Below are 15407 nucleotides of genomic sequence, written 5' to 3'. Positions count from 1 at the left end.
CGGAGGGAGCCGGCGGCGGCCTGCCCGACCCGTCCTCCCACCGCCGGACCCTCGGCGGACCGATCGCCACGCCCGATCTTGACGCCCCTTCCCCCGCGCGCTATAGGTCCACCCCGGAGAGTTGAGCCATGAAGCGAGCCATTCACCCCACCTACAAGCCCGCCACCATCGAATGCGCCTGCGGCCATCAGGTCGAGACCTATTCCAGCCGCGGCTCGTTCAAGGTGGACATCTGCGCCGCGTGCCACCCGTTCTACACGGGCAAGCAGAAGCTCCTCGACGCGGCAGGCCGCGTGGAGCGGTTCAATAAGAAGTACGGCCGCACCGGAGAGTAGCGGGGCCCCTCCTGGCTCCGGCGCCCTGCGCGCACGCGGCACCGACCCAACCCCATCCGTCGTCTTTCGCGCTACAATGGGCCGCGTGGGCCTTCGTGCGCCCTGGGCCCCCTCCACCCGAGATCGATAGCCCATGTTCGACAAGCTCGCCGAGGTAGAAGACCGCTATCAGACGCTGAACGGGCTGCTCTGCGACCCCCAGGTCATCGGCAACCGGGACCAGTTCCAGCGCTACTCGAAGGAGCACGCGGACCTGGCGGAGCTCGTCGCGGCCTATCGCGAGTACCGCCAGACGAACCTGCGGATCGCCGAGAACAAGGAACTGCTGAACGACCCGGAGTTCCGCGACATGGCGCGCGAGGAGCTGGACCGGGATCGCCGCCGCATCGAGGAGCTGGAGGAGGCGATCAAGATCCTGCTCCTCCCCAAGGACCCGAACGACGAGCGAAACGTGCTGCTCGAGGTCCGGGCCGGCACGGGCGGGGAAGAGGCCTCGCTCTTCGCCGGCGACCTGTATCGCATGTACATGCGCTTCGCCGAGCGACAGCGCTGGCGCTGGGAGGTGCTCAGCATCAGCGAGAGCGCCTCAGGCGGGATCAAGGAGCTCATCGCGCTCATCTCGGGCGAGAAGGTCTACAGCCGCCTCAAGTACGAGAGCGGCGTGCACCGCGTGCAGCGCGTGCCGGCCACCGAGGCGCAGGGGCGTATCCACACCTCGACGGCGACGGTGGCGGTCCTGCCGGAGGCCGAGGACGTGGACGTCCACATCAACGACAAGGACCTGCGGATCGACGTCATGCGGTCCGGCGGACCGGGGGGGCAGTCGGTCAACACCACCGACAGCGCGGTGCGCATCACGCACATCCCGTCGGGGCTGGTGGTCCTCTGCCAGGACGAGAAGTCGCAGCACAAGAACAAGGCCAAGGCGTTCAAGATCCTCCGCTCGCGCCTGCTGGAGCAGGAGCAGGCGAAGCAGGACGCCGAGCGCAGCGAAGCCCGACGGTCGCAGGTCGGTTCCGCCGAACGCTCGGAGAAGATCCGGACCTACAACTTCCCGCAGGACCGCCTCACGGATCATCGCATCGGGCTCACCGTGCACAACCTCCCCTCCGTCCTCGACGGAGACATCGACACCGTGCTCGACGCCCTGCGAACCTTCTACCAGGCCGAGGCCCTCAAGACCGGGGGAGCGGCCGGCGCGGCCGCCGGCGACTGAGCGCCCCATGCAGTGGGTCGTCACCCTCTCCTCGGGCAACGCCGAGATCACGGACCGGGTGATGCGGGTCGAGGCCAGCGACTGGCTCGCCGCTCTGCGCATCGCGCGCCGGCAGGCAGGGGACCAGGGAGCCGCCCTCGGCCTCGTCTGCCGCATCCAGGCCGACCAGAGCATCCTGGTGCACGACCGAGACCGGCGGCGCGTCTTCTCGCTACGTCCGGCCGAGCCCGGCGAGATCGTGCCGGCCCCCTCCGCTCACCGCCCCTCCGTCACGCGCCCCTCCTCGGCGCCGGGGGTCTCGCGGCTCGCCACGGAGCGCGCGTACCCCGTGCACCCGGCGCTCGCCGCCGAGGCCTCACGTCCGCCGACGCAGGATGCCGCCGTGGACGTGGATGGCCTGCTCGGCTCGGCCTACGCCCACGCGCAAGATCTCGAGGCCCAGCCGTCGAGCGCCGAGGCGGTGGGCTACGCGCTCGACATCGCCGTGGCGCTCATCCCGGCCGAGGCGGGGGCCGTGCTCCTCTACGACGCGGAAGACGGCCGCGTCCACTTCGTGGCCACCCGCGGGCCTAAGGCGCTCCAGATCGTCGGGCTCACCCTCGCGCTCGGCGAAGGAGTGGCGGGCTTCTCGGTGCAAGAGGGCGTGGCGCTGAACGTGGTGGATCTGGCGCAGAGCCCCCACCTGCGCACGGCCATCGACCAGGGGCGCGGCGAGACGCGCTCGGTGGCGAGCGCGCCGATCTGGCAGGGAGGGCGCGTCGTCGGAGCGCTCGAGCTCGTGAACCGGATCGGGCTCGCCGGGTCGTTCACCGACGGCGAGCTGCACGTGCTCAACTACCTGGCCCGCCGCCTCGGAGAGCGGCTGGACGGCTAGCGCAGGCTACTTGCCCGCCGGCCGACTCGTTGGCCCCCCCTCCTTGGCCTTGGCGAGCGCCGCGGCCTCGGCGATCCAATCGAGGAAGTGGGGCACGGTCATCGGGTCGGTCATCTCGCGGCCATTGATGTAGAAGGTCGGCGTCCCCTGCACGCCCAGCCGCTCGGCCTCGGCCACGTCGCGCTCCACCTGAGCCTTCACGGCAGAGGAGTCCAGGTCGGCCTTGAAGCGCCTCGCATCCAGCCCGAGCTCCTTCGCGTAGCCAAGAAGATCGTCCCGGTCGAGGGCGGTCTGGTTGTCGAAGAGCTTGTCGTGCATGGGCCAGAAGCGGCCTTGCTTGTTGGCCGCCAGCGCCGCCTGCGCGGCGAGCTGCGCCTGCTTGTGGATCTTGCGCAGGGGCAGGTTCTTGAAGCAAAGACGGACATAGGGCCCGGCGGCCTTCTCGAGCGTCTCGCCGAGCTTTCGGGCCATCGCGCATCCGGGACACTGGAAGTCGGAAAAGAGCACGAAGACCGCGGCCGCTTTCTCGGGCCCTCGGCAGGGCGCCTGGGCCAGGTCGATCTTCTCGGGGGTCCGGGGACCGAAGCGCCCTACGAGCTGCTCGCCGATCTCCTGGTCGGTGCCGCCGTGCGCCAGCCCGAGCAGGATGCTTCGGGAGGCGAACACGCCACGGATGCACTGCTTGTCGCCGGGGAGCGTGCACTCCGCGAGCGGCCCCACGGAGCGCCCGGTACAGGGACACTTCTGCTCCTGCACGAGGCGCAGGAAGCGCTCCTGGAAGGGGGCCGGAACCTTGGACGGGTCCCCCCCGCACGCGCGGATGAGCCGGTGGGCGAGCTGGTCCTCGGTGGGGGAGCCCTTCGCGGCCTTGGGTTTCGAGGCCGGTGCGGCTGGCCCGACGACGGCGCCCTTGGGTGAACGACAGCCCGCAGGCAACAGGGCGACGCCGAGAAGAATCGAGAGAACGAGGAGACGCTTCGACATCCTCAAGGGCTACGGCCTCGGCGCGTCGCTGTCAATACGTGGCGCGTCCGCGGAGGCCGTGGGGCGGGCATCCCTCGTCTCGAGGAAGATGCGCAGCACCCCCGGAAAGACGGTCACGGAAAGCAGCAAAGAGAAGGCTATGCCGAAGATCACCACCGTGGCGAGCGGGCGCTGGACCTCCGAGCCGGCGCCGGTCGAGCTGGCCATCGGCAAGAAACCGAGAGCAGCGACGGCCGCCGTGGTGATCACCGCGCGAAGCGTGTCTCGTGCCCCGAGGGCGACCCCCTCGGCCAGGGAGGCCCCCGCCGCAATCCGCTCGCGCACCGCACTCGCCGTGACCACACCATTCAGAACTGCGATCCCCCCCAGGGCGATGAAGCCGACGGCGGCGGGGATGCTGAAGGTCATTCCACGCACGCCCAGGCCCAGGACTCCGCCGGCGAGGGCGAGCGGGACGAGCCCGAAGACCGCCAGCGCGTAGCGCACGTTGCCAAAGATGACAACGAGCATGCCGAAGATGATCAGCGCGGCGATCACGCTTACCCCGGCCAGCCGTCGGCTCGCGCGATCGAAGTTCTCGAACTGCCCGCCCCAGGTGACGCGGTAGCCCGACGGAAGCGGCGCTTCCCGCGCGAGCGTCGTTTGCGCCTCTCGGACCCAGGAAACCAGGTCGCGCCCCCGGAGGTTCACTTCCACGCGCACCGTCCGCTCGAGGTTCTCGCGCCGCACCTGCGCCGGCCCGTCGGTCTCCTCGAGCCGGGCCACCTCCCCGAGAGGAATCGGCCGACCGTCCGCGGCCTCGATGGGCAGCGCGGCCAGATCTTCGGGCCGCGACCCGACGGGCGTGAGCAGCCGCAGATCGAAGCGCCGCTGTCCCTCGTAGATCGAGCCCACCTTGAGGCCCACGCGCGCCGCCTCCACGGTGGCGAAGAGGTCTTCCACCTTGACCCCGTGCTGGGCCAGGCGAGCGCGATCCGGGTGCACGACGAGGCTCGGCAGTCCCAGAAGGCGCTCTACGCGCACGTCCCCCGCCCCCGGGACGCGTCGCGCCACGGCACCCACCCGCTCCGCGAGCTGTTTCAGCGAGAGCAGGTCGGGGCCGAAGAGCTGAATCGCCACGTCCGCCCGCGACCCGCTCAGGAGCTCGTTCGTGCGGTCCTCGATCGGCTGCGAGACCGAGACGAAGGTCCCAGGCACCTCCGCCTCGATAGAGCGCTTGAGCACCTCCGATAGCCCGTCCAGGTCGCGCGCCGTGCGCCATTCCGCCTTCGGGCGCAGCTTCACGAGCATGTCGGTGTTGTCGTAGCCCACGGGGTCGTAGGCGATCTCCGCGCGTCCGGTCATGCCGATCGTGGTCCGCACCTCGGGAAATCGCTTCAGCACGCGCTCGGTCGCCAGGTCGAGCTCGCGGGCCTGCGTGAGATTGATGGAGGGGGCGCGACGAATCGTCACCACGGCGTCCCCCTCGTCGATGCGTGGCACGAAGTCGGCGCCCAGGGCGGCGACGGCGGCGACCGCGACCGTAGTGCAGGAGGCCCCCGCAGCCGCGAGCCCCCAGCGGTGGCGCAAAAGCCCCGGCAACCACGCCGCGTAGCAGCGGTCGAGCCAGCCGAGCCAGGCCGGCCCATGTCGTTTCGGAGGCGGGACCAGCAAGACCAGAAGCCCGGGGAAGAAGAGCACGCAGTAGACCACCGCCCCGAAGAGCGCGCTGGCCATCGTCACGGCCATGGGGCGGAACATCTTCCCCTCGACTCCCTCGAGGAGGAGCAGCGGCAGGTAGACGAGCATGATGATCGCCACGGAGAGCACCACAGGCCGAATCACCCGCGCCGTCGCGGCCCCGTACGCGTCGGCGCACAGCTCGCGCGAGAGCTTGCGCCCCGCCAGGATGCCAACGAGCGCCTCGAGCACCACGATCGGCCCGTCGACGAGGAAGCCGAAGTCGATCGCCCCGAGGCTCATGAGGTCTCCCGTCACCCCGAAGAGGTGCATCCCCGCCAAGGCGAAGGTCATCGAGGCCGGGATGCCCAGGACCACCACCAGCGCCCCGCGGAGGGTCCCGAGCAAGAGCCAGAGCACGACCCCGACGACCAGTGCACCCTCCACGAGGTTACGCATCACGGTGCCCAGAGTGCGTCCGATGAAGTCGGCGCGGTCGTAGACCGTATCGATCATCACGCCACGCGGCAGCTCGCGCTGCACCTCGGCCAGCTTCTGCTTCACCCGAGTGACCACCTCTCGGCTATTCGCCCCGAGGAGCATCATCACGACACCGGTCACCACCTCGCCCTCCCCGTCGCGAGTGACCACGCCGTGACGTAGCGCCGCCCCGACGCGCACCTCGCCGAGGTGCCTGACGAGCACGGGAGGGCGCCCGGGCTCGCTCTTCACCACGGCTTTGCCCACGTCGCTCTCGTTGGCCAGGCGTCCGAGCCCACGGATGACCAGGGTCTCGCTCCCCCGCTCGACGTAGCCGCCACCCGCGTTCAAATTTGCGGAGCTGAGGGCCCGCCGGACCTCGCCGATCGTCAGGTGGTGCGCAAAGAGGCGCGAGTGATCGAGGCGCACCTCGTACTGCTTGAGGTCACCGCCCATCGCGTTGACCTCGATGACCCCGGGCACGGCCCGCAGCTTCGGTACGATCTCCCACTCGAGCGTCGTCCGAAGCTGCCTGGGCGAATGGAGGGGCGAACGCACCACGAACTGGAAGATCTCGCCCAGGCCGGTCGAAACCGGGGCGAGCTGGGGCACCGACGCCCCGGGGGGAAGCGTCTCCTGCGTCTCTCGAAGCCTCTCGAGCACGAGCTGGCGCGCAAACCAGACGTTCGTGCCGTCCCGGAAGACGGCTGTCACGGCGGAAAGGCCGGGACGCGAGACGGAGCGCAGCTCGACGAGCCCCGGCACGCCGTTGAGCGCCGTCTCGATGGGAAAGGTCACCGATTGCTCGACCTCGGGGGGCGAGAGTCCCGCCGCCTCCGTCAGCACGGAGACCTGCACGGTCGAGACGTCCGGGACCGCGTCGATGGGCAGGCGCAGCGCGGCGAAGGTGCCTCCCGCGAGCAGCAGGAGCGTCGCCCCTCCAACCAGATAGGGGTGCCGTGCGGATCCCTGGACCAGTCGAGCGAACATGGCCTACCTGTAGATCTCGGATTTGATGGCGAAGAGGCCGCCCGTGACGACCCGCTCACCCGCCTTGAGACCCGCACGCACTGCCACGTAGCTACGGTCGTGCGGACCGAGCGTCAGAGGACGAGGTTCGACGAGGTCAGGCTCCGCCATGACGAAGACGTGCGGCACACCATCCACGACAGTGACCGCCCCTCGGGGGACGGCGAGAGTCGCCACCCGCGACCCGTCCGCGAGCAGCTCGGCCTTGACCGACTGCCCTGGGCGAAGCTGTCCATCGGGGTTCCGGATCTCCACGCGGACCGTCGCACTCCGCGTCGCCACGTCCAGCACGTAACCCACGTGCGCCACGACCCCCCGCACCGCGTGGCCGCCGTGACTCGCGGGGACGACCTCGACCGGGTCTCCCATCCGCACCGTCGCTAGGTCCCGCTCGAAGACCTTCAGCTCGACCCAGAGGGACGACAGGTCCGCGACCACGTACGCGGCGTGCGAGGGCTCCACTGCCTGCCCCCGTGCGAGCTTCGCCTCGATCACCCTCCCGGCGATGGGACTCCGCAGCCTGAGCAGACCGAGCGGAGTCCCGCGGTCGCCTCCGAGGGCCCGCATCGACTGCTCGGCCGCCTCGCGCTCCGCTCGAGCCACCGCCGCCTGGGCCTTCGCCTGTTCCGCCTCCCGGCGAGAGCCCACCCGTTCCGCGGCGAGGCTCGCCGCGCGCTGCGCCTCCGCCTCGGCCGCAACTTCGCGCGCCTTGGCCTTGAGCAGGTCCGCCTGGGCTCGTGCGAGCTCCGCGCTGTCGAGGTCCGCCAGCACCTCCTCCTTTCGCACGGGGTCGCCAAGCACCTTGTAGACGCGCCTCACCCTGGCCGCGATGCGCGAGCCGACCACCGCCACGCGCCGCGGATCCGTCGCCACGGTACCCACGAGCTGCACGACCGGCCGAAAGCTGCGAAGCGCAGCGGGCTCCGAGGCAAGGCCAATCCGTCGCGCAAAGGCCGCGCTCAGCCGGAACCCTTTTCCGCTCGGCTGGGGCAGATCGCCTCCCGCGCCACCGCTCGTCGGGTGCGGCTCCTCCGACCGGAGCAGCCAGGCGGCGCCCCCGCCCAAGATCGCTAGCCCAACGGCTCCGAGGAGGATCATCGGCAGTCGCCGACGGGGACCTCGCGCGGGCAGGGACAAATGGATCTCTGATTCTAGAACCTCCGTTGCGGCATTTTCGCTCATGGTCCTTCCGCTCCCGTGGCCTCGAGCAGCCCCACCCAGGCCTGCCAACAGGCCTCGAGCGCGTCGACTCGGGCCAGGTGGAGCTCCGCAGCGTCGGCCGCCGCCGCGGTCAATCTGAAGATGTCGAAGCGTCCGGCTTGCCAGCCCAGCTCCACGAGCCGGAGCCGCTCGTCGGCCGCGGGGAGAGCCTCGGCCGAGATCCGCCGGAGCTGCTCGCGAGCGAGGTCGTAGGCTCTGTGGGCCCCCACGACCTCTCGAAGAACGCGTTGGCGCGCCAGCTCGAGACGCGTCCGCTCGGTCTCGGCCACCTCGCGCCCCACGGCCAGCGGGCCCTGGTTGCGCTGCAACAAGGGGAGCTCTACTGACAGGCCCACGACCCCGAAGACCGGCGAGGCAGGCGATGCATCCACCCCGCCGTACACGCCGACTCGCGGCACCACCTCCCGGCGCAATCGCTGCAGAGTCACGTCTGCCAGCGCCACGCGCGCGCGCAGCTCGGCGAGCTCGCCCCGTCTCGAGATGGCAAGCTCGCGCGACCTGCCAAGGCCCGGGGTCGCCGGAAGCGCCGTTTCGTCGCACGGCGTGGAGAGCTCGAGATAGGCCTCGGGGGGAGATCCGAGAGCATCGAGCAGGGCCATGCGTCGCCCCACGAGCGCTGCCTGCGCACGTATCTGCTCCGCTCGCAGCTTGGCGAGACCTACCCGTGCCGAGGTGGTGTCCGTGTCGCCGGAGGCGCCTGCCGCCACGCGCTTCTCGGTCGCCGCGAGCACGCGTCGCGCAATGGCCTCCGCCCGTCCGAGCTCGACGAGCCTCAGCCTGGCAAGCTGCTGCGCCGCGTAGGCCCGGTAGGCCCGGTGCCGTGCCGCGAGACGGGCCGCACCGACGCCCTGGCGCGCCACCGCCAGGCGGCCGGCGGCCTCCTTCACCCGCAGCGCCGGGGCCCCGCTCACGTCGAAGGCAAGCTCGAGTCCTCCGGCAAAGCCCAGGGCCCGCCCGGAGGTCTCACGGGAGGGGCGGACGTCGAAGTTCGCGCGCGGATTGACAGGGGTGATAAGCCCCGCTCCCACGCGCGTCGCGCGCGCCTCTGCCTCGAGGCGAGCCGCGAGCCGCACCTCGGGAGCGGACTCCGCGGCGTACTCGAGCGCCCGCCGCAGGCTCAGCTGCTCGGCGCGCGCCGACGTTGTGCCGATGACCAGCCCAAGGAGAAGGGGCCCAGCTCTCGTCATTCGCAGTCCAAACCTCGCGCCGCCGTCCAGACGACGCCGCTCGTACTGGGATTGCCAGCGACGCCGGCACCTGCGACCTGGGCGTTGGCGAGTCGTCGGTGCGCTGGCGGAGCGCTCGGGTGACCGAGCGCGCGCCCGCGAAGCTGTCGGAGTATCGGTGTCTGGGTTAGCTGAACTGGCGGGGCGGCCGTTCGAGCGCGCGCTGATGGGCGTGCCGCGCCGACCCGGCAATGGGGGCCGGAGCCTCCCGCTCATCGAGCAGCGCGGTGGCTGCCGAATGGGTGCTGGGGGGCAGAAGATCGTCCGTCTCGGGGGCGTCGCCGTCGGTAGCCGTCAAGGGCGCCGCGTGTCGGGGCCCCTCCCCGCCGGAGGGAACGTGGCCGGGGCCGAGGAGCGCGAACAGGGCAGCCACGAGAACAAGCCAGCCGACGAGCCCGGCGCGGGAGTTGGCTCGAACTCTCGCCAGCACTTCCTGCTCTCGGGCGAAACGCCGCTGCACGGTACGAACTATAGTCACGACCTCATCCGTGACAAGGGGGTCCCCCCGGCAGGGACCAACATCGTCCTCACCAGCGGCTCATCGCGCCGAGGTCGTGAACCGCCGTGAACCCGGCGCCGCGCAGGATGCCGGCAGCCCGCGCGCTGCGCATGCCGGCGGCGCAGTAGACCACCACCGGCTGATGCGCGGCTCCGACCTCTTTCACCCGCGAGGCCAGCTCCTGCACGGGGATGTTCACCGCCCCGGGCAGGTGCCCGCCGGCGAACTCCTCGCGCGATCTCACGTCCAGCAGGCGAGCGCCCTTGGAGACGAGGGCCCGCGCGTCTTCACTCGACAGACCAGATCCTCTACGAAAGAACATGATCAACCCGACGGCTAGGATGGCCACCGCGACCACCGCGATCTTCGGCCACACGGTCTACTCCAGGCGCCCGAGGGCCCGCTCCAGCTTCGCGCGCACCTCCGTCGCCAGCTCGGTCAGCTCCGGCTTGCCGGCCATGGCGATCGTCTGCATCGGATCCACGGCCATCACCGTCGCCCGCTGCTCGTCGTTCTCGTAGACCACCACGTTGCACGGCATCAGGAGCCCGGCCTGCAGGTCCGTCTGGAGCGCCCGGTGCGCGAAGGGCGGGTTGCAGGCACCGAGAATCTTGTAGCGACGGAAGTCGACGTCGATCTTCTTCTTCAGGGTCTCCTTGACGTCGATCTCCGTGAGGACGCCGAACCCCTCGGTCTTGAGCGCCTCGGTCACGCGCGTGAGCGCCTCGTCGTAGGTGCAGCGCAGTTCCTTGTGCATTCCAACGTTCTTCATGAGCAGCTCCCTCCCTGCGGATCGTTCGAGTCGGCCTTGCCCGCCGTCTGCCGCGCCGACCGGCGCGGATCAGGTACGGCTCAAGTGGGCACTCCCAGCCGCGGCAGAACGAAGATTTGCAGGCCGAACCACACGGCCGCAAAGATGATCAATCCGAGATATCCATCCATGGAGTACGTCCCTGGCGTTCGTCTGGTGTCGGGGCGGCACGCGGCCGCTACCTTTGCTTGGAGCCGGGCCGGGCAAAAAGGATTCAGCGCCCTTCCCTGGCCGCCCAAAAGCCGTCGATCGCCGTCTGGACCGACCGCCGCGCCTCCTCCGGCATCTCTCCCGCCGGGGCCGTGCGGCAGAGCGCCAGGGTCTGGCGCAGCGTGTCGCAGGCCGCGCGACACCGCGGGCAGCCTGCAAGGTGTCGCTCCAGCTCGCCGCAGAGCTCGGCGCTGATCTCCCCCTCCTGGTGCCGCGAAAAGAGGAGCAGCACGTCGGGACACCCCTCGGCCGGCCCTCGCTCCTCGGTGGCAAGCGGCGGGCCCTGCAGCAGCGGAACGAGTCGCTCCCGCACCGCCAGCCGCGCCCGGTGCAGGCGACTCTTCACGGCGTCCACGGAGAGGCCCATCACCTCTGCCACCTCGGGAGCCGTGAGGCCCTGGACGTCGCGCAGGACCAGCACCTCGCGATACATCGGTTCCAGGCGGCCTATCGCGTCGTCCAGGGCCTGCTGCAGCTCGAGGGTCGCGAGTTGCTCGTCGGCCAGCTCCGCGGAGTCGGCCGGGAGCGGCTCCCGCCCTTCGATGGCCCGCTCGAGCGAGCGCTCCTCGTCGGGCGCAAACTTGCTCCTGCGCCGCTGCTTGATGCAAAAGCTGCGGGCGATGCTGTAGAGCCAGGTGGAAACCGACGAGGCTCCACGGAAGTTGCCCACTCCCCGCGCCACCGCGAAGAGCGTCTCCTGCACCACGTCCTTGGCGTCCTCGGGGTGGCGACACATCTTCAGGCCAAAGCGGTAGATCTGTCCCTGGTGCCGTTCGAGCAGCCGCTCGAGGGCCACGCGGTCTCCCGCCTGGGCCGCGGCGACGAGTTCCTGGTCCGTGGGGGTGGCCATCTGCCGAGGGATAGCACAGGGCGGGCGTCGGAGGGAGTGCCCCCTGCGCGGCCCGCCGCGCCTCCGTCAACGGCTGGGGAGCCGCTTCAGCGCCTCCTCGGGGTCGAGGCTCCCGGGGGTCGCCCCCTGACCGCGCATGAGGTTTCCCATGAGGAGGCGAAAGAGGTCCTTGGGGTGCATCCCCACGATGGCCAGAGAGCGCTTGAGCGACGCGAGCGTCTCCCGGTCGAAGAACGACCGCAGCACCGTCTCCCCCGACTCGTCCACGCCTAGGTCCGCGTCCCCGTGGGCGCCGTGCAGCCAGCGCCGCGCGAGGCCCGTCACGACACCGCCCCCTCCCGCCGCCTCGTCGAGCGCACGGGTCCACGCCGGGACGGTGACCAGGCGAAACCGATAGCGGTCCACCGCGGCGCGCAGAATCTTGCGCAGACGCGGCGCGCCGAGGCGCTTCTCGAGCGCCGCGTAGAAGTACGGCGCCTTGCCGTACACGATCGCCGCGTAGGCCATCGACGACGGGAATTGCGCGAGCGGTTGCGCGGCCGCCAGGTCCGCTCCCCCGAGCAGGCGGTAGATGCCGTAGTTGAGCTTGGCGTTCGTGTCGAGGAGCGCTTCCCCCGCCTTCTTCCCGAGCGCGTGCTTGGCGTATTCCCCCGCAGCGTACTGCGCGAGCGGCTCGTCGAGCGCGGCGTGGCGCCGGCAATCGATCCCCACGAGGCCGGCGAAGTACTGGTGGGCCACCTCGTGCGCCACCGTGAAGAGGGCCATGCGTTCGATCATCTGGTCCATCGAGCCGAGCTGCCCCTCGCCCTGCGGCTTGCCGCCGGAGCGTGGCTTCTCGAACGCCCCCTGCAGGACGCCGCCGAGGCGCCCGATCAGCTTGAGCAGCTGGGCCAGCGGACTGCCGCTCTGGCTCGGCTTGCGGTAGAGCATCCCCGCGATGAGCACCATCCCCGAGAACTCCACGCCCCCCGCGCCACCGACGAGGGTGGACTCGACCACGTCCAGCTCCGTGTAGGGATACGGCCCGAAACGCTCCTCGAAGAGGCGGAGCGCGGCGTGCGCCGTCGCCAGCACACGCGCCCCGGCGGCGGCGTCCTCGGCCAGGTAGACGCTGGTCACCCGCACGTCGCCGAGCGCGCGACTCTTCCTGACCAGCTTGCGCCCCGCCACGAGGACCAGGTCCCGCACCGCCGCCCCCGCCGAGTGGAAGACCACCTGATCCGCGCCGAGCGGCGCTCCCTTCTCCTGGTCCACCAGGTTCGAGACCATCTGGTAGCCCTTCGGCAGCACCGTGCGCAGCTTGAAGTGCGCCAGCTCGTTGTAGGCCAGGTCCCCGAAGCGCGCCGGCGCTGAGGTGTCGAAACGACCGTCCCCGTAGGGGGCCACCATCGGGTAGGCCGAGGCCAGCGTGAGCAGACCGTCCCCCACGGCGAGCAGGCCGTAGTCCGAGGCGGCGCTCCCCGTGCCGCTCATCCCGAGCGACGAGAGCGCCTGCGCGAAGAGGTCGTTCGCGTCGGCCGGCAGCGGCCGAAGGCGCGCGGAGTAGCTCACGCGGAGCTTCACGCGCTCGCCGGGGGCGAGAGGACGCGCGAAGCGGAGTTCGACCAGCGTCGGACGGCGGCGCGCGAGCGTCACCTGGGGACCGTCGACCGCGGTCGCCTCGGTCACCTGCATGGCGGGCGCCCCGGCGGCCCCCAGCTCGCGAGGAGCGTTCGGGTGCAGAAGAAGCGGCAGCACCGCGAGCGGCCGCTTCGAGCGGTTCTTGAAGTGGATCACCACCCGGCCCGCCAGGCGCGCCGAGGCCTCGTCGAGGGCCAGGTCCAGCTCGTAGAGCGGCAGGTCGCGTAGGTCCGTGAGGCCCGACTGTCGCGCGAGCTGGGGGCGCTGCGCCGGGCGGATCAGCGCGAGGAGCGGGGCCAGGTCGTAGCTCGCCTGCGCGCGCGCCGTGGCGTCGGCGCGTCCGACCGCCGGAAGCAGGGAGAGACCGAGGCCGAGGAGAACCGACAGCTGGCGCGGAAGGGGCATGGGGGTAAGCTTCCCAGCGGCGCCCGCCGGGAACAAGCGGCGCGAGCGTTGACAGCGCGTAACGCGGCGTGTTACCCACGCGCACGTTGAAAGGTCATACCGAGGGACGGAGCTCAAACGGAGCCTCCACCGTCGGACCCAGTCAAGGAGAGACGACCGTGAAGATACTGGTCACCGCCAAACGGGTCCCAGACCCCGAGCAGAAGGTGAAGATCAAAGGTGACGCCGTCGACCTCGCCGGCGCGAACTTCGTGGTCAATCCCTTCGACGAGTATGCGGTGGAGACAGCGCTGCGCCTGACGGAGAAGGGGAGCGGCGGGGAGCGGTCGGGTGAGGTGGTGGTGCTGTCCATCGGCCCCAAGGACGCGAGCCAGCAGGTGCGGAGCTGCCTGGCCATGGGCGCGGACCGAGGGATTCTCGTCGCAGGAGACGACACCGCCCTCGACAGCGAGCAGGTCGCGCGCATCGTGACCGCCGTCGTGCAGAAGGAGAAGCCGACGCTCGTCCTGATGGGCAAGCAGACGGTGGACGGCGACGCGAATCAGGTGCCGCAGCTCGTGGCCGGCTACCTCGGCCTGCCGCAGGCCTGCTTCGCCTGCGACGTGGAGCTCGCGAGCGACCAGGCCTCCGTGACGGTGGGCCGCGAGGTCGACGGGGGCACCGAGTTCAAGAAGCTTCCGCTGCCGGCCGTCGTCTCGGTGGACCTGCGCATCGTCATGCCGAACGCCGTTCGCAACGCCCAAGGAGGCGCGACCTACGGCGACGGACCGCGCTACGCCTCTCTTAAAGGGATCATGGCGGCCAAGAAGAAGACGATCGAGGAGCTCGACGCGGCGGCCCTCGGCGTGTCGCTCACCCCGGCGGTGAAGACCGTGGGCGTGGAAGCGCCGCCCGAGCGCAAGGCCGGCATCAAGGTCGAATCGGTGGACCAGCTGATCGAGAAGCTGCGCACCGAAGCCAAGGTCCTATAGCGAGAGCGAGGAGACGACGATGGGCAACATTCTGATCGTTGCAGAGCAAAAGGCGGGCGCGCTGCGCTCGGCTTCGCTGAACGCCATTTCCTTCGCTCGCAAACTGCGGGAAACGCGCGGTGCGGGCGACCTCATCGGCCTGGTGATCGGGCAGAACGTCTCCGGCGCGGCCTCGGAGCTGGCCGGCTACGGGCTGACCAAGGTGATCTCCGTGGACCACGCGAGCCTCGGCGGTTACATGGCGGAGACCTACGCTCCGGTGGTCGCGCAGGTGGCCAAGGCGCAGGGCGCGGACCTCGTCTGCGGCACCTCGACCTCGATGGGCAAGGACCTGCTCCCGCGCGTCGCGGCGCTGCTCGGAGCGGGGATGGCCTCGGAGGTCTCGGGGGTCCTCGGCCCGAAGAGCTTCCGGCGGCCGATGCTCGCCGGGAACGTGGTCGCCAAGGTCGAGGTCACCACGGCCATGGCGGTGGTGTCCGTGCGGCAGACCGAGTGGGCTCCGGCCGCGGCGAGCGGCAGCAGCTGCGCGGTGGAGACGGCGGATGCGGGCGCGGTGAGCACGCTCGGCGCGCAGGTCGTGAAGCTCGAAGCGGTGACGAGCGCGCGACCCGACCTCACGGACGCCAAGGTGGTCGTGTCGGGGGGCCGCGGGATGAAGGCCGCCGAGAACTTCAAGCACCTGGAGGCGATCGCTGACCTGCTGGGCGGCGCCGTGGGCGCCACGCGCGCCGCGTGCGACGCCGGACTCGTGCCGAACGACCTGCAGGTGGGGCAGACCGGCAAGGTAGTGGCGCCGAACCTGTACGTGGCGGTAGCGATCAGCGGCGCGATCCAGCACCTGGCGGGCATGAAGGGCTCGAAGGTGATCGTCGCGATCAACAAGGACCCCGAGGCGCCGATCTTCCAGGTGGCCGACTACGGGCTCGTAGCCAAGTGGGAGGACGTGCTCCCCGAGTTGACGGAGAAGCTGAAGGCCGTGAAGGCCAGCCAGTAGCCCGGGACCCAAGGGGCCGGCCG

At 70.6% G+C, this 15407-nt stretch carries 14 protein-coding genes; 5 read left to right on the top strand and 9 right to left on the bottom strand.

Annotation, left to right across the window (positions count from 1 at the left end; translation table 11 throughout):
- Nucleotides 1-128 precede the first annotated feature (128 nt).
- The 3 genes from rpmE (at nucleotide 129) to IT371_23900 (ending at nucleotide 2425) form a co-directional block, all read left to right on the top strand.
- Entirely contained in the window at nucleotides 129-335 is a 207-nt protein-coding gene (rpmE, locus tag IT371_23910; GenBank protein MCC6750723.1) for a 50S ribosomal protein L31, read from the top strand.
- Between the two features lie 133 nt (nucleotides 336-468).
- A complete protein-coding gene (gene prfA / locus IT371_23905) occupies nucleotides 469-1551 on the top strand; it encodes a peptide chain release factor 1 (protein ID MCC6750722.1) in 1083 nt (360 codons plus the stop codon).
- A 7-nt stretch (nucleotides 1552-1558) separates the two neighbouring features.
- The gene (locus IT371_23900) at nucleotides 1559-2425 is read left to right on the top strand and encodes a GAF domain-containing protein (protein ID MCC6750721.1); all 867 of its coding nucleotides are present in this window, start codon (nucleotides 1559-1561) and stop codon (nucleotides 2423-2425) included.
- 6 nt (nucleotides 2426-2431) lie between these two features.
- On the opposite strand, the gene IT371_23895 is transcribed toward IT371_23900, so the two are convergent.
- The 9 genes from IT371_23895 to IT371_23855 form a co-directional block, all read right to left on the bottom strand.
- Entirely contained in the window at nucleotides 2432-3409 is a 978-nt protein-coding gene (locus IT371_23895; GenBank protein ID MCC6750720.1) for a thioredoxin domain-containing protein, read from the bottom strand.
- A 9-nt stretch (nucleotides 3410-3418) separates the two neighbouring features.
- The gene (locus tag IT371_23890) at nucleotides 3419-6538 is read right to left on the bottom strand and encodes an efflux RND transporter permease subunit (protein MCC6750719.1); all 3120 of its coding nucleotides are present in this window, start codon (nucleotides 6536-6538) and stop codon (nucleotides 3419-3421) included.
- Between the two features lie 3 nt (nucleotides 6539-6541).
- A complete protein-coding gene (locus IT371_23885; GenBank protein ID MCC6750718.1) occupies nucleotides 6542-7675 on the bottom strand; it encodes an efflux RND transporter periplasmic adaptor subunit in 1134 nt (377 codons plus the stop codon).
- An 80-nt stretch (nucleotides 7676-7755) separates the two neighbouring features.
- On the bottom strand, nucleotides 7756-8985 hold the full coding sequence (locus IT371_23880) for a TolC family protein (protein MCC6750717.1): 1230 nt from the start codon (nucleotides 8983-8985) through the stop codon (nucleotides 7756-7758).
- Nucleotides 8986-9151: 166 nt separating this feature from the next.
- On the bottom strand, nucleotides 9152-9502 hold the full coding sequence (locus IT371_23875) for a hypothetical protein (protein MCC6750716.1): 351 nt from the start codon (nucleotides 9500-9502) through the stop codon (nucleotides 9152-9154).
- A gap of 49 nt (nucleotides 9503-9551) precedes the next feature.
- The gene (locus tag IT371_23870) at nucleotides 9552-9845 is read right to left on the bottom strand and encodes a rhodanese-like domain-containing protein (GenBank protein MCC6750715.1); all 294 of its coding nucleotides are present in this window, start codon (nucleotides 9843-9845) and stop codon (nucleotides 9552-9554) included.
- A 57-nt stretch (nucleotides 9846-9902) separates the two neighbouring features.
- Complete coding sequence (locus tag IT371_23865) at nucleotides 9903-10280, bottom strand: DUF302 domain-containing protein (GenBank protein MCC6750714.1); 378 nt, start codon at nucleotides 10278-10280, stop codon at nucleotides 9903-9905.
- 268 nt (nucleotides 10281-10548) lie between these two features.
- Nucleotides 10549-11394 (bottom strand): sigma-70 family RNA polymerase sigma factor, encoded by an 846-nt coding sequence (locus tag IT371_23860; protein MCC6750713.1) that lies wholly within the window; start codon nucleotides 11392-11394, stop codon nucleotides 10549-10551.
- A gap of 66 nt (nucleotides 11395-11460) precedes the next feature.
- Nucleotides 11461-13419, bottom strand: a complete 1959-nt coding sequence (locus tag IT371_23855; protein MCC6750712.1) for a hypothetical protein — start codon at nucleotides 13417-13419, stop codon at nucleotides 11461-11463.
- A gap of 158 nt (nucleotides 13420-13577) precedes the next feature.
- Between IT371_23855 and IT371_23850 the strand changes: the two genes are divergently transcribed.
- Both IT371_23850 and IT371_23845 read left to right on the top strand, forming a co-directional pair.
- Entirely contained in the window at nucleotides 13578-14390 is an 813-nt protein-coding gene (locus IT371_23850; protein ID MCC6750711.1) for an electron transfer flavoprotein subunit beta/FixA family protein, read from the top strand.
- A 19-nt stretch (nucleotides 14391-14409) separates the two neighbouring features.
- Entirely contained in the window at nucleotides 14410-15384 is a 975-nt protein-coding gene (locus IT371_23845; GenBank protein MCC6750710.1) for an electron transfer flavoprotein subunit alpha/FixB family protein, read from the top strand.
- Nucleotides 15385-15407 lie beyond the last annotated feature (23 nt).

The organism is Deltaproteobacteria bacterium, from assembly GCA_020848905.1.
Classification (GTDB): Bacteria; Myxococcota_A; Polyangia.
The sequence above is the reverse complement of the archived record's forward strand: the minus strand, read 5'-3'. Positions and strand labels throughout refer to the sequence as shown.

Coding starts and splice junctions, on each gene's coding strand:
- rpmE (MCC6750723.1), top strand. CDS start 129: ATGAAGCGAGCCATTCACCCCACCTACAAGCCCGCCACCATCGAATGC.
- prfA (MCC6750722.1), top strand. CDS start 469: ATGTTCGACAAGCTCGCCGAGGTAGAAGACCGCTATCAGACGCTGAAC.
- IT371_23900 (MCC6750721.1), top strand. CDS start 1,559: ATGCAGTGGGTCGTCACCCTCTCCTCGGGCAACGCCGAGATCACGGAC.
- IT371_23895 (MCC6750720.1), bottom strand. CDS start 3,409: ATGTCGAAGCGTCTCCTCGTTCTCTCGATTCTTCTCGGCGTCGCCCTG.
- IT371_23890 (MCC6750719.1), bottom strand. CDS start 6,538: ATGTTCGCTCGACTGGTCCAGGGATCCGCACGGCACCCCTATCTGGTT.
- IT371_23885 (MCC6750718.1), bottom strand. CDS start 7,675: ATGATCCTCCTCGGAGCCGTTGGGCTAGCGATCTTGGGCGGGGGCGCC.
- IT371_23880 (MCC6750717.1), bottom strand. CDS start 8,985: ATGACGAGAGCTGGGCCCCTTCTCCTTGGGCTGGTCATCGGCACAACG.
- IT371_23870 (MCC6750715.1), bottom strand. CDS start 9,845: ATGTTCTTTCGTAGAGGATCTGGTCTGTCGAGTGAAGACGCGCGGGCC.
- IT371_23865 (MCC6750714.1), bottom strand. CDS start 10,280: ATGCACAAGGAACTGCGCTGCACCTACGACGAGGCGCTCACGCGCGTG.
- IT371_23860 (MCC6750713.1), bottom strand. CDS start 11,394: ATGGCCACCCCCACGGACCAGGAACTCGTCGCCGCGGCCCAGGCGGGA.
- IT371_23855 (MCC6750712.1), bottom strand. CDS start 13,419: ATGCCCCTTCCGCGCCAGCTGTCGGTTCTCCTCGGCCTCGGTCTCTCC.
- IT371_23845 (MCC6750710.1), top strand. CDS start 14,410: ATGGGCAACATTCTGATCGTTGCAGAGCAAAAGGCGGGCGCGCTGCGC.